The sequence below is a fragment of the Achromobacter insuavis genome, from assembly GCF_902859645.1.
In the GTDB taxonomy this organism is placed as follows: Bacteria; Pseudomonadota; Gammaproteobacteria; order Burkholderiales; family Burkholderiaceae_B; genus Achromobacter; species Achromobacter insuavis.
In genome coordinates this window covers 45,343-61,665 of sequence record NZ_CADIJR010000038.1, presented here as the reverse complement: position 1 = coordinate 61,665, position 16,323 = coordinate 45,343, and the positions used below count along the sequence as shown (strand labels likewise).

At 69.7% G+C, this 16,323-nt stretch carries 18 protein-coding genes; 8 read left to right on the top strand and 10 right to left on the bottom strand.

Features of this window, described 5'->3' with window-relative positions; translation table 11 throughout:
• Window positions 1–229: 229 nt before the first annotated feature.
• The 5 genes from H0523_RS18955 (at window position 230) to H0523_RS18935 (ending at window position 5,464) form a co-directional block, all read left to right on the top strand.
• Window positions 230–1,189 carry a hypothetical protein gene (locus H0523_RS18955; protein WP_054430404.1) on the top strand — a complete coding sequence of 320 codons (960 nt, stop codon included), beginning with the start codon at window positions 230–232 and terminating at the stop codon, window positions 1,187–1,189.
• Window positions 1,190–1,350: 161 nt separating this feature from the next.
• Window positions 1,351–2,676, top strand: coding sequence for an MFS transporter (locus H0523_RS18950; protein WP_054430403.1), 1,326 nt, complete (start codon window positions 1,351–1,353; stop codon window positions 2,674–2,676).
• Window positions 2,673–3,692 (top strand): histone deacetylase family protein, encoded by a 1,020-nt coding sequence (locus tag H0523_RS18945; RefSeq protein ID WP_054460618.1) that lies wholly within the window; start codon window positions 2,673–2,675, stop codon window positions 3,690–3,692. Before H0523_RS18950 ends, H0523_RS18945 begins: the two co-directional genes overlap by 4 nt.
• Before the next feature lie 67 nt (window positions 3,693–3,759).
• A complete protein-coding gene (locus tag H0523_RS18940) occupies window positions 3,760–4,731 on the top strand; it encodes a LysR family transcriptional regulator (protein ID WP_054488573.1) in 972 nt (323 codons plus the stop codon).
• A 109-nt stretch (window positions 4,732–4,840) separates the two neighbouring features.
• On the top strand, window positions 4,841–5,464 hold the full coding sequence (locus tag H0523_RS18935) for a glutathione S-transferase family protein (protein ID WP_054430401.1): 624 nt from the start codon (window positions 4,841–4,843) through the stop codon (window positions 5,462–5,464).
• 3 nt (window positions 5,465–5,467) lie between these two features.
• On the opposite strand, the gene H0523_RS18930 is transcribed toward H0523_RS18935, so the two are convergent.
• Complete coding sequence (locus H0523_RS18930) at window positions 5,468–5,926, bottom strand: DUF6389 family protein (protein WP_054430400.1); 459 nt, start codon at window positions 5,924–5,926, stop codon at window positions 5,468–5,470.
• 78 nt (window positions 5,927–6,004) lie between these two features.
• Between H0523_RS18930 and H0523_RS18925 the strand changes: the two genes are divergently transcribed.
• The 3 genes from H0523_RS18925 (at window position 6,005) to H0523_RS18915 (ending at window position 8,371) form a co-directional block, all read left to right on the top strand.
• The gene (locus H0523_RS18925) at window positions 6,005–6,535 is read left to right on the top strand and encodes a GbsR/MarR family transcriptional regulator (protein ID WP_054430399.1); all 531 of its coding nucleotides are present in this window, start codon (window positions 6,005–6,007) and stop codon (window positions 6,533–6,535) included.
• Window positions 6,536–6,644: 109 nt separating this feature from the next.
• Entirely contained in the window at window positions 6,645–7,901 is a 1,257-nt protein-coding gene (locus H0523_RS18920) for an SDR family oxidoreductase (protein ID WP_054430398.1), read from the top strand.
• Complete coding sequence (locus H0523_RS18915) at window positions 7,898–8,371, top strand: DUF2269 family protein (protein ID WP_054430397.1); 474 nt, start codon at window positions 7,898–7,900, stop codon at window positions 8,369–8,371. Before H0523_RS18920 ends, H0523_RS18915 begins: the two co-directional genes overlap by 4 nt.
• 72 nt (window positions 8,372–8,443) lie before the next feature.
• Here H0523_RS18915 and H0523_RS18910 read toward each other — a convergent pair whose 3' ends face one another.
• The 9 genes from H0523_RS18910 to H0523_RS18870 form a co-directional block, all read right to left on the bottom strand.
• Window positions 8,444–9,424 (bottom strand): Bug family tripartite tricarboxylate transporter substrate binding protein, encoded by a 981-nt coding sequence (locus tag H0523_RS18910; protein WP_054430396.1) that lies wholly within the window; start codon window positions 9,422–9,424, stop codon window positions 8,444–8,446.
• Between the two features lie 100 nt (window positions 9,425–9,524).
• Window positions 9,525–10,325, bottom strand: a complete 801-nt coding sequence (hpaH, locus tag H0523_RS18905) for a 2-oxo-hept-4-ene-1,7-dioate hydratase (protein WP_054430395.1) — start codon at window positions 10,323–10,325, stop codon at window positions 9,525–9,527.
• 49 nt (window positions 10,326–10,374) lie between these two features.
• Window positions 10,375–10,782 carry a nuclear transport factor 2 family protein gene (locus H0523_RS18900; RefSeq protein ID WP_231689838.1) on the bottom strand — a complete coding sequence of 136 codons (408 nt, stop codon included), beginning with the start codon at window positions 10,780–10,782 and terminating at the stop codon, window positions 10,375–10,377.
• 17 nt (window positions 10,783–10,799) lie between these two features.
• Window positions 10,800–12,026, bottom strand: a complete 1,227-nt coding sequence (locus H0523_RS18895) for an NAD(P)/FAD-dependent oxidoreductase (RefSeq protein ID WP_054430393.1) — start codon at window positions 12,024–12,026, stop codon at window positions 10,800–10,802.
• Window positions 12,023–12,343 carry a non-heme iron oxygenase ferredoxin subunit gene (locus tag H0523_RS18890; protein ID WP_054430392.1) on the bottom strand — a complete coding sequence of 107 codons (321 nt, stop codon included), beginning with the start codon at window positions 12,341–12,343 and terminating at the stop codon, window positions 12,023–12,025. Before H0523_RS18890 ends, H0523_RS18895 begins: the two co-directional genes overlap by 4 nt.
• A gap of 2 nt (window positions 12,344–12,345) precedes the next feature.
• Window positions 12,346–13,614, bottom strand: a complete 1,269-nt coding sequence (locus tag H0523_RS18885) for an aromatic ring-hydroxylating dioxygenase subunit alpha (protein WP_054430391.1) — start codon at window positions 13,612–13,614, stop codon at window positions 12,346–12,348.
• A 22-nt stretch (window positions 13,615–13,636) separates the two neighbouring features.
• A complete protein-coding gene (locus H0523_RS18880; protein ID WP_054430390.1) occupies window positions 13,637–14,128 on the bottom strand; it encodes an aromatic-ring-hydroxylating dioxygenase subunit beta in 492 nt (163 codons plus the stop codon).
• A gap of 28 nt (window positions 14,129–14,156) precedes the next feature.
• Window positions 14,157–15,257: a cupin domain-containing protein gene (locus H0523_RS18875; protein ID WP_054430389.1), complete on the bottom strand. Its 1,101-nt coding sequence runs from the start codon at window positions 15,255–15,257 to the stop codon at window positions 14,157–14,159.
• Between the two features lie 66 nt (window positions 15,258–15,323).
• On the bottom strand, window positions 15,324–16,322 hold the full coding sequence (locus H0523_RS18870; RefSeq protein WP_054430388.1) for an ornithine cyclodeaminase family protein: 999 nt from the start codon (window positions 16,320–16,322) through the stop codon (window positions 15,324–15,326).
• Window position 16,323: the final 1 nt, after the last annotated feature.

Here is a 16,323-nt window from a genome sequence, read left to right as displayed (position 1 = left end):
CGCCGGCCACGCCCGCGCCGGCCCAGCCGGCGCCGGCCCGCAACGCCAATCCCGAAATGCAGGCGCTGTAACGGCCTGACCCGCCCTCCCGCTCCGGGAGGGTTTTTTTTGCGCGGCGGCCGGCGCGGTCGCACCCGCCGCCGCCCGGCCGCGCGCTTTCCGGCGCGGGTCGGCCGCCTCCGTCATTGTGCTAAGGTGCCCCATCGGCTATCGGATGATGACAAGAAACATGCGCAATCCCCTGGCTCGCCCGCGGTGGTTCCTGGCCCCCGCCCTGTTGTCGCTGGCCCTGGCCGCCATGGCCGGGCCGCTGCCGGCCCGCACCATCTACAACGACAAAGGGCTGCGCGTCGAGGAAACCGACATCGGCTTCCAGGACTACCAGGAAGGCAGACGGCGCAACGCCAGCCAATACACCCTGACCTACCAGCGCCAGCCGCTTTGCGGCAAGGGCGTCAAGCTGGGCGAACGCTTCCTGCCCGCTGACGATCCGCGCCGCGCGCGCGACTATTTCTGCGGCCCCGCCAAGGCCATCAATCCCAATGGCGTGCTGGCCTTCGTCACCCGCACCGCCGGCCACGGCAACCTGCTGTACCTGGACGTCGGCGGCGGCGATCTGCGCATCCGCGACATCCCGGTGCAGAAGGAAGGCGACAGCATGGGCGGCCTGGTGTTCCTGGACGCCGGCGAGCCCGGCTGGACCCGCTACGAGAACGCCTGGTATGAAACCACCCTGATCCGCCACGAGCCCTTCCAGGTCGTCAAGCTGGGCCCCGGCCGCCTCCTGGATATCGACAATGGCGTGGCCTTCCTGCTGGTGCCGCGCGGCCAGGAAGTGCAGACGGTCAAGCCGGCCAGCATGGGCCAGACGGCCAACGGCACGCCGGTGGTGATCGCCGCCGAGCGGCGCGCGCGGCCCACGGCGCTGCGCTTTCGCGCGGTGGACCTGGCCACGGGCCGCGAACTGGCCAGCGTGGCCGCGCGCGACGTCTGCCTCGACGCGCCCGGCATGGACTTCTGGGGAACCGGCGGCGCCTCGTCGGCGCAGGTGCCCTACACCGAACTGGCCGTGTGGCGGGCGCGCAATCTGGTCTATGCGGCCGGCGCCAAGCCGTCGTTGCGCCTGGCGACGGCCAACGAGCTGCGTCCGGCGGCCAACTGCCAGCCGGATTGGCGGCCGGCGCGCTGACGCGCCGCACGGCCCCGTGCGCGCATCGTCGCTCAACACTAGGGTTTCCACTCATAAATTCGCTGAATTTCGCGGATAAGAATTCAGAATTTTTCTTATAGCAGGGGCGCGCGTATAACGATCTACGCAGCAACCTCAATCCATCTACAGAGAGAAAATTCATGAGGGGAAATACCAAGACGGGCCACCAGCCGGTGCGCGCGTCGACCGCCGCATTCATCGGTACGATGATCGAGTGGTACGACTTTTATATCTACGCCACCGCCGCCGCGCTGGTGTTCGGCAAACTGTTCTTCCCGTCGGCCACCGGCTTCTACGGCACGCTGGCCGCCTTCGGCACCTTCGCCGTGGGCTTCTTCGCGCGGCCGCTGGGCGGCGCCCTGTTCGGCCACATCGGCGACCGCATCGGCCGCAAGAAATCGCTGGTCATCACGCTGTTGATGATGGGCACCGTGACGGTGCTGATCGGCCTGCTGCCGACCTATGCCTCGATCGGCGTCTGGGCGCCGGTGCTGCTGGTGCTGTTGCGCATCGTGCAGGGCGTGGCGGTGGGCGGCGAATGGGGCGGCGCGGTGCTGATGGCGGGCGAGCATTCGCCCGACAAGAGCAAACGCACCTTCTTCGCCTCGTTCGCGCAGCTCGGCAGTCCGGCGGGCCTGATCCTGTCGATGCTGATGTTCAAGCTGGTGACCGGCCTGGACGACGCCGCCTTCCTCAGCTGGGGCTGGCGCGTGCCGTTCCTGTTCTCGGCGGTGCTGCTGCTGGTGGGTTTCGTGATCCGCCTGAGCGTCAACGAGTCGCCCGACTTCCTGGAGGAAAAGCAGGCCCAGGCCAAGCGCGCCAAGCCGGCGCGGGCGCCGCTGGCGCAAGTGCTGACGGGCGCGCCGCGCCTGCTGGCGCTGGCCGTGGGCGCCAACGTGCTGGGCATCGCCGGGTTCTATTTCACCAGCACCTTCATGATCGCCTACACCACCCAATACGTGGGCCTGAACCGCGCGGTCATCCTGGACTGCCTGCTGGTGGTGTCGATCATGCAGTTCTTCATCACGCCGCTGGCGGCGTATATCGCCAGCCGCGTCGGCAACCTGCGCTTCCTGGGCGCCACGGCGCTGATCTCGGTCTTCACGCCCTACGCCATGTTCAACCTGGTGGACCTGGGCTCGCTCGGCGCGATCACGCTGGGCATTGGCGTGGCGGTGCTGTTCATGGGCGCCTATTATGCGGTGATCGCCGGCTTCGTCAGCGACAGCTTCCCCACGGCGATCCGCTACACCGGGATCTCCATGGCGTACCAGCTGTCGGGCGCCATCTTCGGCGGCCTGACGCCGATGCTGGGCACGGTGCTGGCCGAGAATTTCAAGGGCCAGTGGTGGCCGCTGGCGCTGCTGTTCTCGGCGATCTCGCTGCTGTCGCTGGTATCCGTGCTGTCGCTGGGCGCCTACCGCCAGCGCCATGTCCAACTCCAACCCGAGGTTCAACAAGCATGAAGGCGTACTTCCACGACGACCAGAAACTGCACCATCCGCAGACCTACTTCTCGCGCGGCAAGATGCGCACGCCGCAGGAAGTGCCGTCGCGCCTGGACGCGCTGGCGCATGCCGCGCGCGCCCTGGGCTTCGACGTGCAGGCGCCGGCCGACCACGGCAGCGCCGCGCTCGAGGCGGTGCACACGCCCGCCTACCTGCGCTTCCTGCAGAACGCCCACGCCGACTGGAAGAAACTGCCCGAGGATTGGGGCGACGAGGTCGTCTCCAACGTCTTCGTGCGCGAACCCAACGCGCTGCGCGGCGTGCTGGCGCAGGCCGCGCGCTACCTGGCCGACGGCAGCTGCCCGGTGGGGCCGCACACCTGGCACTCGGCCTACTGGTCGGCGCAGTGCGCCATCGCCGGCGCCGACCGCATCGCGGCCGGCGACCGCCACGCCTACGCCATCTGCCGCCCGCCCGGCCACCATGCGCGCCGCGACGCGGCCGGCGGCTTCTGTTACCTGAACAATGCCGCCATCGCCGCGCAACGCCTGCGCGACACTTTCGGCCGCGTCGCCATCCTGGACACCGACATGCACCACGGCCAGGGCATCCAGGACATCTTCTACGAGCGCAGCGACGTGCTGTACGTGTCGATCCACGGCGACCCCGAGAATTTCTATCCCGTGGTGGCCGGTTTCGAGGACGAGCGCGGCGCGGGCGAAGGCTACGGCTACAACCTCAACCTGCCGATGCCGCACGGTTCGCCCGAGTCGGTGTTCTTCGACCGCCTGCGCGAGGCGCGCGCCGCGATCGAGCAATTCCAGCCTGATGCGCTGGTGCTGTCGCTCGGCTTCGACATCTTCGAGAAGGACCCGCAGGCCATGGTGGCGGTCACGGAAGACGGCTTCGAGCGGCTCGGCCGCGAGGTCGCCGGCCTGAAGCTGCCGACCTTGATCGTGCAGGAAGGCGGCTACTATATCGAGGGCTTGGAATCCAACGCAGCGCGTTTCTTCGCGGGGCTGGCCGGCGCCTGAATCCAGGCGCGGGGCCGCGGCGGCGGGCGCCGGCCCGCCCCTTTCGCAGCCATCGCCCCGGCCACCCATGTCCTCTGCCCCCGCCCGACCCGCCAATACCCTCTCGCTCGCGCCCGAGCGCATGGACTGGAACCTGCTGCGCACCTTCATGTTCGTGGTGCAGGCGCGCGGCGTGGGCCGGGCGGCGCAGGCCCTGCACCTGAGCCAGCCGGCGGTCAGCCAGGCGCTCAAGCGGCTCGAGGACGCGGTCGGCGGCATGCTGCTGCATCGCCGCAACGGCGAATTCCGCCTGACCGGCCTGGGCGAAGAGATCTACGCCGTCGCCCGCGACATGTACGGCACCATGGCGCGCATCGAGACCGCCGCCTCGCAGGAACGCGACGAGGTCGCGGGCACGCTGCGGCTGCTGGTCATGAGCCGCATCCAGAGCGCGGCCTACGACGATTTCCTGGCGGACTTCCACCAGCGCCATCCCAAGATCGAGTTCCATATCGAGGTGCTGCCCAGCGCCGACATCCTCGACGCGCTCTCCAAGCGCGTGCCGGCCCTGGGGCTGTGCCTGTGCCGCAAGCCGGTCGAGGCGCTGGAGCGCCGGCTGTTCCTGCGCCACCACTACGCGGTGGTGTGCGGCCGCCGTCATCCGCTGTTCTCGCGGCCGCGCGTCGGCATCGAAGACCTGATGGACCAGAATTTCGTCTGTTTCGCCAGCGACCAGATCGGCGACACACTGTCGCCGCTGACCATCTTCCGCGACCAGCAGGGCTTCACCGGGCGCATCGTCGGCACCTCGCCGCATATCGAGGAAGTGCGGCGCATGGTGGTGGCCGGCATCGGCCTGAGCTTCCTGCCCGAGCACCTGATCGTGCAGGACGTGGTCAACGGCGAGCTGCGGCGCCTGCCGCCCAACGAGAGCGTGGCCGAGATCGACGTGTTCCTGGCCTGGCACCGGCAGCGCAAGCTGAGCGCGGTCGAAATGGCCTACCTGGCCGCGTTCGAGCGTTTCCTGGCGCGCACGCCGCTGGCCGCTCGCGCGCGCTGAGGCCGCCGCGCCTCGGGCCGGCCGGCCGCCGGCAAGATAACGCCGCCCAACGGCGCCGGTTCTGGCGATAATGGCTGTTCCCCTTTCGCTTCGCCACCTGAGGACACCCATGTCTCGCTGGACCTTCTACACCGCGCCGGGCACCTGCGCCCTGGCCACCCATATCGCCCTGCATGAAGCCGGCGCCGACTTCGAGGTCGTCAAGCTGGACTTCAGCGCCGGACAGCAGCAAAGCCCCGAATACCTGCGCGTCAATCCCAAGGGCCGGGTGCCGGCGCTGGCCACCGAGCATGGCGTCCTGACCGAGACGCCGGCCCTGCTGGCCTTCGTCGCGCAGTCCTTTCCCCAGGCGAGCCTGGCGCCGCTGGGCGACGCCTACGCCTTCGCGCGCCTGCAGGAACTGAACAGCTATCTGGCCTCCACCGCCCACGTGGCGCACGCGCACAAGCGGCGCGGCGCGCGCTGGGCCGACGACCCGGCCGCGCACGAAGCCATGCGCGCCAAGGTGCCCGAGACTATGACGGCCTGCGCCGCCTACCTGGAATCGCAGATCGCCGGCCCGTGGGCGCTGGGCGAACAGTTCAGCGTGGCCGACGCCTATCTCTACACCATCGGCAGCTGGCTGGAAGGCGACGGCGTCGACCTGGCGCGGTTCCCCAAGCTGGGCGCCTACCTGGCGCGGGTCGCGGCGCGGCCGGCGGTGCAGCGCGCGCTGGCCGACGCCAGCCAGTAAGGTTCAGCGCGCCGCGTCCGCCGCCAGGCTGCGCGGCGTGGTGGCGCCGTAATCCTCGTCCGCATAGATGCAGGCCGGCAGCGGCGACACGGCGCGGCCGCCCTGCTCCCACAGCGCTTCGAGCCAATCGGCCGCAGTGTCGGCGATGGCGTCCTGCACGCAGAAGCCCGGCTCGCGCGCGAACAGCGGCACCTTGGGCGATACGCCGCTTGCCTTGTGCACCACGTCGAACAGGTGCCGATGGCCTTCGATGGCCTTGTTCAGCACGTACAGGTCGGGGCCATCCAGGCAGATGACGATGGAGAAAGTCCCTTCGCCGTCCTGGTCCGGAAAGATGCCGAACTGGATCTCGCGCGCCTTCTCGGGCAGGCGCGGAAACAGGCCTTGAAGGGTGCGCAGCGCGCGGTCGGTGTGGGCATCGAGCACGCGCCGCAGCGCTGCCTGGTAGTCTTGTTGGTTCATGGCGCCAGCTTAGCGGATCGAATTCATTTCTGTTATTTCTGTCTTGACAGAAATAACAGAAATACCTACAGTGGCCGCATGACACTGACACCGATCGCCGAACGCTTCATCCTGCACTGGGGCGAAATGGGCTCGCGCTGGGGCGTGAACCGCACCGTGGCGCAGATCCACGCCCTGCTCTACCTGCTGGGCCGCCCCGCGCCGGCCGAGGAAATCGCCGAGACCCTGGGCGTGGCGCGCTCGAACGTCAGCAACAGCCTCAAGGAATTGCAGGCCTGGCGCCTGGCCAAGGTGGTGCACGTCATGGACGACCGGCGCGACCACTTCGAAACCTCCACCGACATCTGGGAGCTGTTCAAGCTGATCGTCGAGGGCCGGCGCCAACGCGAGATCGATCCCACGCTGACCATGCTGCGCGATACGCTGGCCAGCCCCGAGATGGCCGACGAAACCCCGCTCACGGCGCAGCGCGTGCGCGAGACACTGGATTTCCTCGAGATCCTCACCACCTGGTCGGACGAGATGCTGCGCATGAAGCCCGACACCCTGATGAAGACGCTCGGCATGGGCGCGAAGATCAGCAAGACGATGCGCCGCACCAAGGGCTGACGACATGGCGGGACCTCGATCCCGCCTTTTTTTATCCACGAATTTCTGCCTGTACAGAAATATCAGAAATAAAAGAATCGATGATGAACACTCACGGAGGGCGGAATCCATGAACATCCTGGTATGCGGCGCGAACGGCTTCATCGGCCGGGCGTTGTGCGAGGCCCTGGCGCGCGATGGCCACCGGGTGCTCAGGGGCGTGCGCCAGCCCCGGCGGCAGGACGAGATCGCGGTGGATTATCTGGCGGACACGGCCCCCGCCGACTGGATGGACCGCCTGCGCGGCATCCACGTCGTCATCAACGCGGTCGGCATTCTGGTCGAAGGCGGCGGCCGCGATTTCGACCGCATCCACCGCCGCGCGCCGATCGCGCTGTTCCAGGCCGCGACACAGGCCGGCGTCAGGCAGGTGCTGCAACTGTCGGCGCTGGGCGCGCAGCGCGGCGATACCCCCTACTTCCAGAGCAAGCGCGCGGCCGACGACCATCTGCGCGCCTTGCCGATCGCGCACCACATCCTGCGGCCGGCGCTGGTCTATGGCGCGCACGGCGCGTCGGCGCGCTTTTTCCGCGCCGTGGCGTCGTTGCCGCTGCATCTGCTGCCCGCCGGCGGACGGCAGGCGCTGCGGCCGATCCACGTCGACGAACTGGCCGAGGTCGTTGTCCGGCTGGTGCGCGGCGCGGCGGACGCCCCGGCGGTGCTGGACCTGGTGGGCGGCGCCGAAGTCAGCTTCAAGCGCATGCTGGCGACCTACCGGCAATTGCTGGGGTTCCCCGCCGCGTGGACCCTCGCCGTGCCCGGCGCGCTGATCAGCGCCGGCGCCGTGCTGCTCGATCGCGTGCCCGGTTCGCTGCTGACGCGCGACACCTGGCGCATGCTGCGCGCGGGCAACAGCGCCGACCCGTCCGCCACGGCGCGGGCGCTGGGGCGGATGCCGGCGGGGCTGGAGACCTTCATCCCCGCCGCCGAGGCGCCCGCGTTGCGCCAGCAGGCCCTGGCGGCCTGGCGGCCCGCGCTGCTGCGCGGCGCGCTGGCGCTGATCTGGCTCTGGACCGCCGTGTGCAGCGCCTTCGTCTATCCGGTCGCGGGCAGCCTGGCGCTGCTGGCGCCGGTCGGCCTGCACGGATCGGCGGCCCTGGCGGCCCTCTACCTGGCCGCGGCGCTGGACGCCGCGCTGGGCCTGGCCACGCTGTGGCGGCCGGGGCGGCGGCTATGGGCCGCGCAACTCGCGCTGGTGCTGGCGTATTCCGCGGTGATCGCCATCGCGCTGCCGGAATTCCTGTGGCATCCCTTCGGCCCGCTGCTGAAAAACGCCGCCGTCATCGCGCTCCTGTTCATCCTGCTCTGCGAGGAAACCCAGCCATGAATACCTATCTCACGATCAAGACCCTGCACATCCTGTCGTCCGTCCTGCTGGTGGGAACCGGCTTCGGCACGGCGTTCTACCTGTTCTTCGCCAACCGCACCGGCTCGGTGCCGGCCATCGCGGCGGTCTCGAAGCTGGTGGTGCGGGCCGACCTGTGGTTCACCACGCCGGCCGTGGTGGTCCAGCCGCTGTCCGGATTGTGGCTGGCGCATGCCGCCGGCTGGCACTGGAGCACGCCGTGGATCGGCCTGTCGATCGGCCTGTATCTGCTGGCGGGCGCCTGCTGGCTGCCGGTGGTGTGGCTGCAGTACGAGATGGCCAGGATGGCCGCCAGCGCCCAGGCCGACGGCGCCACGGCGCTGCCGCCGCGCTACTGGCGATTCGCGCGCTGGTGGGAATGGCTGGGCTATCCGGCGTTCATCGCGATGGTGGTCGTCTACTACCTGATGGTGGCCAAGCCGGCGCTGTAGCGGCGCGGCCGCGGCAACCGGCGCGGCGGTCCAGGCTCGGGGCAACCCGGATCGCCACGCTGGCTTGGCCGCTCAGTCGATCGCCGCGCCGGCGGTCTTCACCACCTTGCCCAGGCGCGTGTATTCCTCGGCGCCGAACTCGGCCAGCGACTGGCGCGTGGTCGGCGACGGGATGGCCCCGCGCGATTCCAGCGCCTGCTTGACCTCGGGGCGCGCCAGGGCTCGGCCCACGGCGGCGTTGAGCTTGTCGAGGATGGCGGTCGGCGTGCCCTTGGGCGCATAGAGCCCGTCCCAGGCGAAGAACTCGTAGCCCTTGACCCCGGCCTCGCTCATGGTCGGGATATCCGGATTCGAGCGCACCCGTTCCGGCGTGGTCACGCCCAGGGCCCGCAGCTTGCCCGCCGCGATCTGGCCCGACACGTTCGGCATCACGTCGATCAGCAGCGAGATGCGGCCGCCCAGCAGGTCCGTCATCGCCGCGCTGCCGCCCTTGTAGGGAATGTGCATGATCTTGACGCCGGCCATCTGGTTCAGCAGTTCACAGGCCAGGTGCGACGAGGTGCCGTTGCCGGCCGAGCCACAGGTCAGCTCGCCCGGGTGCGACTTGGCGTAGTCCAGCAGCTGCGCCAGCGATTTGAAGCGGTCGTCGGTGGCGTTGACCACCAGCGCGGCGGCGATCACCGTGAAGCGCGAGATCGGCTCGAAGTCGCCCGGCGCATAGCCGGGCGATTTGTACAGCCAGTGGTTGGTGGCCTGGGTGCCGTTGGTGCCATAGGACAGCGTGTAGCCGTCGGGGTTGGCGCGCGCGGCGATGGAGGTGCCGATGTTGCCGCCGGCGCCCGGGCGGTTCTCGACGATGATGGATTGGCCGAGTTCGCGCGCCAGCGGTTCGGCCACCAGTCGCGCCAGCGTGTCGCCGCCGCCGCCGGCGGCGAACGGGACGACCAGCGTGATGGCATGGGTGGGCCAGTTGGCGGTCTGCGCCAGGGTCGGGCCGGCCGCCAGCGCCAGGCAGGCGGCCGCCAGGCGGATCGAGGTCTTGAAGGGGGTCATGGTTTGTCTCCTTGGGGGTGCGGGGCGCGCGTCCGCTGGTTTTGGTGTATCGGGCGCGCGGAATGAAAAACAGGTTCGGGGCGGTCTCCGGGCGGCCGGCTCACACGAAGCGGCAGCTGACCGCGCCCAGCGCGCCATAGTCCACGTGGAACGTGTCGCCCTGCTGGGCGAACACGGGCCGCGTGAACGAGCCGCTCAAAATGATCTGGCCGGGTTCGAGCGCGACGTCGTAGCCGGCCAGCTTGTTGGCCAGCCACACCACGCCGTTGGCGGGATGGTTGAGCACGCCCGCCGCCAGGCCGGTTTCCTCGATCACCGCGTTGCGCGACATCATCGCGCCGACCCAGCGCAGGTCGACCGCGTCGACGCGCACCGGCCGTCCGCCCATCACCACGCCGGCATTGGCGGCGTTGTCGGCGATGGTGTCGAAGACCTTGCGCGGCCGCTTGCTGTCGGGGTCGATCTGGTGCGAGCGCGCGTCGATGATCTCGAGCGCGGGGATCACGTAGCGCACCGCGTCCAGCACGTCGAACAGCGTCACGCCGGGGCCCTTGAGCCGCCGGTCCAGGATGAAGGCAAGCTCGACCTCCACCCGCGGCACGATGAAGCGGTCACGAGGGATCTCGGCGCCGTCGTCGAACAGCATGTCGTCCAGCAAGGCGCCGTAGTCAGGCTCGTCGATCTGCGAGGACAGCTGCATGGCGCGCGAGGTCAGGCCGATCTTGTGGCCGACCAGCCGGCGGCCGCCGGCGATCTTGGCCGCCACCCATTCGCGCTGGATGGCGTAGGCGTCGGCGATGGTGATGTCGGGATGCTCCAGCGACAGCTGGCGCACCTGGGTTCGGCTGCGTTCGGCCTGGTCCAGGCGTTGGGCCAGCGCCTTGATGGTGGCGGCATCCATGGGGGCTCCTTGGGGTGTCATGGGATTTTCCGGCAGGGTTTCGGGAATGTCATTCGGGCGGCAGGTGGCGCCGGCTGCGCTTTTCCGCCAATAGCCAATCCTGGCCGCTGGCGACCAGCCGGTCCTGGCAGTCGCGGATGGCGACCAGGCGCGGCGCCCCGCCCTGCGCCTGCGGGTCGCTGTCGTAGGCGGTCAGGAAATAGCCCAGCGTGGCCTGCGAGCCGCTGTGTTCGAGCAGGCGCAGGTTGGTGATGACGTGGCAGGTGGTGCGCTGCGGCGGGCGCGCCTCCAGGGCCGCCAGCACGTCGGCCGGCCCCGTCAGCAACTGGCCCTGGCGCAGCCAGGTGCCGTCCGGCGCCATGAGCGCGGCGGCGGCCTCGTGGCGCCGCGTATCCAGCGCATGGAAGAAGGCCAGCACCACCGCCTCGCAGGCGGCCTTGACGCGTTCGGTCTGCATTCGGTTCTCCATCAGATTCAGCCGATCCGGGCGCTGGACAGCGGCGCGTCGGCGCGCGCCAGTTGCGCGGGGTCCACCTGGACGCCCTGGGCGATCCACTGGCGCAGCTGGCGCAGATCGCGCGCCGCGTTCACCGCCACGGCGCCGACGACGCGGCCGCCCTCGTCCAGCGCCACCGACAGCAGCGCCCGCGCATCCGCCTGGGGCCGCAGCACTTCACATTCGGCCCGCGCCGGAAAACCGGCGATCTGCACCATGGCGTCGTATTGCTCCGACCAGACCGCGCCGCTGGGCAGGTAAGGCTGGCCGGCATCCAGCGCCGACAGCGCCGCCGCCGCGCCCTGGTCCTGGGCGTTCTGCCAGGATTCCAGGCGGATGGGGCCGCCGCCGGCGGGCGCCGCCACCGCCACGTCGCCGGCCGCCAGCACATCGGGCGCCGACGTGCGGCAGTATTCGTCCACCAGCACGCCGCGCTCGCAGGCGATGCCGGCTTCGCGCGCCAGGGCGTCGTTGGCCTGCATGCCGACCCCGAGCACCACGGCGTCCGCTTCCAGGCGGCTGCCATCGGCCAGTTCGGCCACGCAGCCGCCCTCGGGCCGCGCATGCACCGCGCGCAGACTGCTGTTCAGGCGCAGGGCCACGCCCTGCCCGGTGTGCAATGCGGCCAGATGCGCCGACACGCCGGGCGGCACGCTGCGGGCGCACAGGCGCGGCGCCTGCTCCAGCACCGTGGTGGCGCAGCCCGCCTGGCGCGCGGTGGCGGCCACTTCCAGGCCGATCCAGCCGCCGCCCGCGATGACGATGCGCCGGCCCGGCCCCAGCCGGGCGCGCAGGCGCAAGGCATCGTCGCGGGTTCGCAGCACGTGGACGGCGCGGCTTTCGGCGCCTGGCAAGGCCGGCACGATGGGCCGGCCGCCGGTGCACAGGATCAGCTTGTCGTAGTCGATCACGGCGCCCTCGGAGGTCTCGACCTGATGGCGCTCGGGCCGCAGCCGGGTCGCCGCGACGCCGGGCCGGAACGCGATGTCCAGCTCGGCCAGCTTTTCGCGCGAGAACAGCTCGGTGCTTTCCGGCGCGGCCTGGCCGCCCAGCACCGCCTTGCTCAAGGGAGGACGCTCATACGGCGCGTGCGGCTCGTCGCCCAGCAGCACGATGCGGCCGGCGTAGCCGTGACCGCGCAGCGTCGCCGCGGCCCAGCCGCCGGCCTGCCCCGCGCCGACGATGACGATGGCGCCCGCGCTCACGCCGCCTCCGGGCTCAGGTAGATGGTGCCGGCCTCGACCCGCACCGCATAGCGCCGCAGGTCGGTGGTGACGGGCGGGCATTGCGGCTTGCCGCTGCGGATGTCGAACACGCCCTGATGCAAGGGACATTCGATGGTGCCGTCTTCCATATAGCCGTCGGCCAGGCTGGCGTTGCCGTGCGGGCAGCGGTCCTGGGTGGCGCAGATCTCGCCCTGCAGGTCATAGAGGCAGACCGCCTCGCCCTCCAGCGCGACGCGCAGCGTGCCGGTGTCGGGGGAAATGTCGCCCACCTGGGCGACCGGAGTCCAGGTCGCCATGGTCACAGCCCCATCGCGTTGCGGTAATAGTCGTAGAACGAGCGGATCAGCACCTCGGTCACCATGTAGTCGGCCGGCTCGGTGTCGCGGCCGCCCATCTCGACGATGCCGCGCGCCTCCGGGTAGCCGGTGACGCCGATCTGCACCTGGTTCAGCATCTCGCTGTCGTCCATCGAGACGAAACCGGCCGGGCCCAGCAGGTTGGCGTGCTTCAGGCGCAGGCGGGTCATTTCCTCGTCGTCGTCCTCGTAGCCGTAGTAGGTGAACACCAGCTCGTGCTCGGTCGGGCTGCGCGGGATCACGTGGCGGGTCTTGAGCGAATTGGCCTGGATGCCGAACTGGGCGGCCGGAAAGACCCAGGCGCCGCCGACGCGGCCGCGGTTGAATTCCGCGCGCGGGGTAACCGTTTCCAGGTCGAGCAGCTCCAGGTCGTCGCGGAAGCGGCTCATCTCGCTGGTGGCCTCGGTCTTCTTCTTGCCCTCGTTGTGCGACACCATCACGCTGTGCGCGCCGCCGCCGGTGGGAATGCACTCGGACTTGGAATCCGCGCGCCACAGGCCGAAGGTGATGTAGAAGGTGTGCAGCAAGGTGGCGTGGTACGGGTCCTTCAGGTTCTCCAGGTACATCTTCCAGTTGCTGGGGATCAGTTGGCGGCTGTAGCCCAGCAGCTTGAGCTTCTTGCCCGGCAGCATGTGGTCGATCTCGGCCAGCACCTCGGCGCCGCAGTATTCCTCGAAGCTGGGCGCATCGTCGGCGAACGTCGCCCAGATCGAGCCGCCGCGATTGACGCTGCGCAGCTTGCGGATGCCGTTCTGCCTGGGATCGAAGTCGCGCGGCATGCCGCCCTTGCCCATGGCGCCGCGGCGGAACGGCACGCCCTGCAGGTTGCCGTCCAGGTCGTAGTTCCACTGGTGGTACGGGCAGGTGAAGTCGGTCACCTGGCCGGTGTTCTGCCAGCAGATCTGGGCGCCGCGGTGGGCGCAGCGGTTCTCCAGCACGTTGATCTCGCCGCTTTCGGTGCGCACCATGATGACCGGACGGTTGCCGATCCAGTTGCGCTTGTAGCAGCCGGTCTCGGGCACCTCGCACTCCAGGCCGACGTAGTTCCAGGTGCGGCCGCCGAAGAACACGTCCATTTCCTTCTGGAAGATGGCCGGATCGGTGTAGACCCAGTTGGGGATGCGCGTGTAGCCCTCCTTGGGCCAGCGGCGCTCGATATGGATGGGGGCCGCGGCGGGCGCGTCCAGCACGGCGGAATCGGAACAGGTCATGGCGGGTTTCCTGGCAGCGGGATCAGAGGGGAACGATGAGCGAGGTGCGCACGCGGTAGTTGTCGTAGACGCAGTCGCGGCGGGTCAGCGCCAGGCCTTGCGGCGTCAGGCGCAGCTCGTCCAGGTAGCGGCCCACCATGTTCAGCGTGGGTTCGCGGTCGGACAGCGACTCCATTACGGCGAAATTGGCCTGGGCCACGATGCGCTCGCCCTGCGCCTCGATGACGCGCACGCCGCTGATGAAGTGGCGCAACGAACGCGGCTCGAACATGGTGGTTTCGCGCAGCGCGGTGACGCGGTCGCGCAGCATGTTCTTGTTCATGCAATAGATCAGGCCGAGCGGCAGGCCGGCGTCGTGGTTCTCGCGCGACAGCACGCGGTAGTGGCAGTCCTCGGTGAAGAAGTCCGGCCATTCCTCCAGCCGGTCTTCGTCCAGGCAGTAGGCGTAGTCGTCGTAGAAGTCGCGCAGGCGGGCGCGCAGCGAGGTGTCGTCGGGCAGTTGGATCTGGGTCATGGGAATTTCCGGGATGCGAGCGGCGCGCTCAGGACGCGGCGGCCAGTTGCGCCAGGTTGCTTTCGAAACCGCCCTGGCTGCCGAGCGCCAGGATCGGTTCCTGCATGCGCTCCTGCCAGATCAGCGATTCCATGGCGATCTGCAGGGGATGGTCCTGCACCGTCAGGGCCGAGGTGGTCTCGGTGCCCGAGTGGTGCGAATGCATGGCCCACCCGGGCGCCGACAGGATCAGGTCGCCGGCCTTCCAGTCCAGCCGCACGCCGTTGACCTTGCTGTAGCCGTTGCCGCGCAGGTAGTAGTTGATGGCCGACGAGCTGTGGCGGTGCGGCACGTGGTGGTTGTCCGGCGGCGACGACGAGATCGTGGCGAAGAAGCTGTGGGTGGTGCCGATGCGGCGCTCGGTGGCCGGGTTGTACAGCACGAACAGGCGGCGGCCGTTGTAGCCGCGCGCCATGTCCTCGACGCTGGGCAGGTGGCGCGAGACCGCCGCCCAGGGCCAGTGCAGCGCCTTCGATTCCAGCACGTCGATGTCGATCAGCCACTCGTAGCCCATCAGCCAGGCGCCTTCCGGCGTGATCTGCTCGCGCAGCGCCAGGTCGCGGGCGCGCGCCGCCTCGGGCGAGCGGGCCGGCGCCGGGCGGGTGTTGGCGTCGGCCGGCGGCACGTCGCCCTCGAACTCCTCGACGTAGTGAATCTCGAGCTTTTCCAGCAGCGGCGCGTTGGAGTACGACAGCCGCACCCAGGGCGTCTGGCCGTCATTGCGGTACGAATGCACCTGCATCGCCGGCGTGTTCCACACGTCCCAGCGGCCCACCGGGATATCGCGGCCGGCCACCGTGGCCACGCCCTCGCCGCTGATACAGATCTCCAGCATGTTGGAGTTCTTGCGCAGGTTGAAGGTGCATTCGCCGGGGTTGACGACGTTGATGGTGACGTCCGTGCCGGGGGCCAGGCCCAGGCCCGGCGCGGTCGCCAGCGGATGGGCGATGAGCGAAGCGCGGCGGCCGTTGTCGGGGCGCGGCGCGTCGATCAGGCGGGCGATCTCCAGGTCGATCTCCTCCTTGGGGATCACGATCGATGGCCATTTGTTCTGCTCGCGGGGCGCGGCCCCGCTGACGTCGATGAACATGTCTGTCTCCTGTGGCCGGCGGCGGTTCGCGCCGGCGTCATGATGATTTGAAGGGGGTGATTGGAATCAGGGTTGCGCCAGCAGCAGGTTCTCGCGGGTCTGGGGCGGCAAGGCGACGCCCAGCCCGTTATCGCGGGCGTGCTCGTACGCCACCCGCGCCATCGCCAGGTCCGACAGGCCCATGCCCATGCCCTTGAACAGCGTCAGCCGCGCATCCGGCGCGCGGGTCTCGCCGCGCGCCAGCAGGTCGCCCAGCACCGCCACGCCATCCCATGGCGCGCCGTCCGCGCCATAGCGTTCGCGCAATTCGCGCGAGCCGCGCCGGGCGTTTTCCAGGTCGTCCACCACCACGCGGTCGGCGCGCTCGAACACGTCCTGGCTGAATTCGGCCTTGGCCGGCAGGATCGCGCCCACCGCGTTCAGGTGGCGGCAGTCGGCCAGCCGGGCCGCGTCGACGAAAGGCTCGACGGCGCGGGTGATCAGCGTCACGATCTCGGCGCCGTCCAGCGCGTGTTCCAGGGTGGGCGATTCCTCGATGGCGAAGGCGTACTTGCCGGCCACCGCCTCGACAAAGGCGCGGCGTTTTTCCGGGGTCGGGCTGTGGATCCGCACGCGCTGCAGCGGGCGCACCGCGGCCAGCGCCGCCAGTTGCGTCACGGCCTGCGGCCCGGTGCCGATCAGCGCGGCCTGCGTCGCGCCCTCGGGCGCCAGGGCGCGGGTCGCCACGCCGCTGATGGCGGCCGTGCGCAGCATGCCCAGCGCGCGCGCCTCGATCACCGCCCGCAACAGGCCGGTGTCGGCGTCGAACAGGCTGAACAGCGACCCGCCGCCCGCCTTGGTGTGGACCCAGGTCTTGAAACCGGCATAGCCGCCGGGGCCGGGCTGCACCGAGCCCAATGCATGCATCGAGCTGCCGTCGCCCCAGGTGGCCAGCGCCTTGGGCACGTTGCGCGCGCCCTCCTTCGCCTGCGCCACCAGCATGCGCTGCAGCGCGTCGATGGCGCGCGGGATGGTCAGCGCCGCCACCACGTCTTTTTCGGTGAGATACCGCAATGCCTCGGTCATG

Excerpts from the sequence above, each read along its gene's own strand:
- H0523_RS18930 (WP_054430400.1), bottom strand. The coding sequence starts at position 5,926 with ATGAACCAACAAGACTACCAGGCAGCGCTGCGGCGCGTGCTCGATGCC.
- H0523_RS18915 (WP_054430397.1), top strand. The coding sequence starts at position 7,898 with ATGAATACCTATCTCACGATCAAGACCCTGCACATCCTGTCGTCCGTC.
- H0523_RS18885 (WP_054430391.1), bottom strand. The coding sequence starts at position 13,614 with ATGACCTGTTCCGATTCCGCCGTGCTGGACGCGCCCGCCGCGGCCCCC.
- H0523_RS18925 (WP_054430399.1), top strand. The coding sequence starts at position 6,005 with ATGACACTGACACCGATCGCCGAACGCTTCATCCTGCACTGGGGCGAA.
- H0523_RS18900 (WP_231689838.1), bottom strand. The coding sequence starts at position 10,782 with ATGCAGACCGAACGCGTCAAGGCCGCCTGCGAGGCGGTGGTGCTGGCC.
- H0523_RS18950 (WP_054430403.1), top strand. The coding sequence starts at position 1,351 with ATGAGGGGAAATACCAAGACGGGCCACCAGCCGGTGCGCGCGTCGACC.
- H0523_RS18880 (WP_054430390.1), bottom strand. The coding sequence starts at position 14,128 with ATGACCCAGATCCAACTGCCCGACGACACCTCGCTGCGCGCCCGCCTG.
- H0523_RS18940 (WP_054488573.1), top strand. The coding sequence starts at position 3,760 with ATGTCCTCTGCCCCCGCCCGACCCGCCAATACCCTCTCGCTCGCGCCC.
- H0523_RS18890 (WP_054430392.1), bottom strand. The coding sequence starts at position 12,343 with ATGGCGACCTGGACTCCGGTCGCCCAGGTGGGCGACATTTCCCCCGAC.
- H0523_RS18920 (WP_054430398.1), top strand. The coding sequence starts at position 6,645 with ATGAACATCCTGGTATGCGGCGCGAACGGCTTCATCGGCCGGGCGTTG.
- H0523_RS18955 (WP_054430404.1), top strand. The coding sequence starts at position 230 with ATGCGCAATCCCCTGGCTCGCCCGCGGTGGTTCCTGGCCCCCGCCCTG.
- H0523_RS18935 (WP_054430401.1), top strand. The coding sequence starts at position 4,841 with ATGTCTCGCTGGACCTTCTACACCGCGCCGGGCACCTGCGCCCTGGCC.
- H0523_RS18875 (WP_054430389.1), bottom strand. The coding sequence starts at position 15,257 with ATGTTCATCGACGTCAGCGGGGCCGCGCCCCGCGAGCAGAACAAATGG.
- hpaH (WP_054430395.1), bottom strand. The coding sequence starts at position 10,325 with ATGGATGCCGCCACCATCAAGGCGCTGGCCCAACGCCTGGACCAGGCC.
- H0523_RS18945 (WP_054460618.1), top strand. The coding sequence starts at position 2,673 with ATGAAGGCGTACTTCCACGACGACCAGAAACTGCACCATCCGCAGACC.
- H0523_RS18910 (WP_054430396.1), bottom strand. The coding sequence starts at position 9,424 with ATGACCCCCTTCAAGACCTCGATCCGCCTGGCGGCCGCCTGCCTGGCG.
- H0523_RS18870 (WP_054430388.1), bottom strand. The coding sequence starts at position 16,322 with ATGACCGAGGCATTGCGGTATCTCACCGAAAAAGACGTGGTGGCGGCG.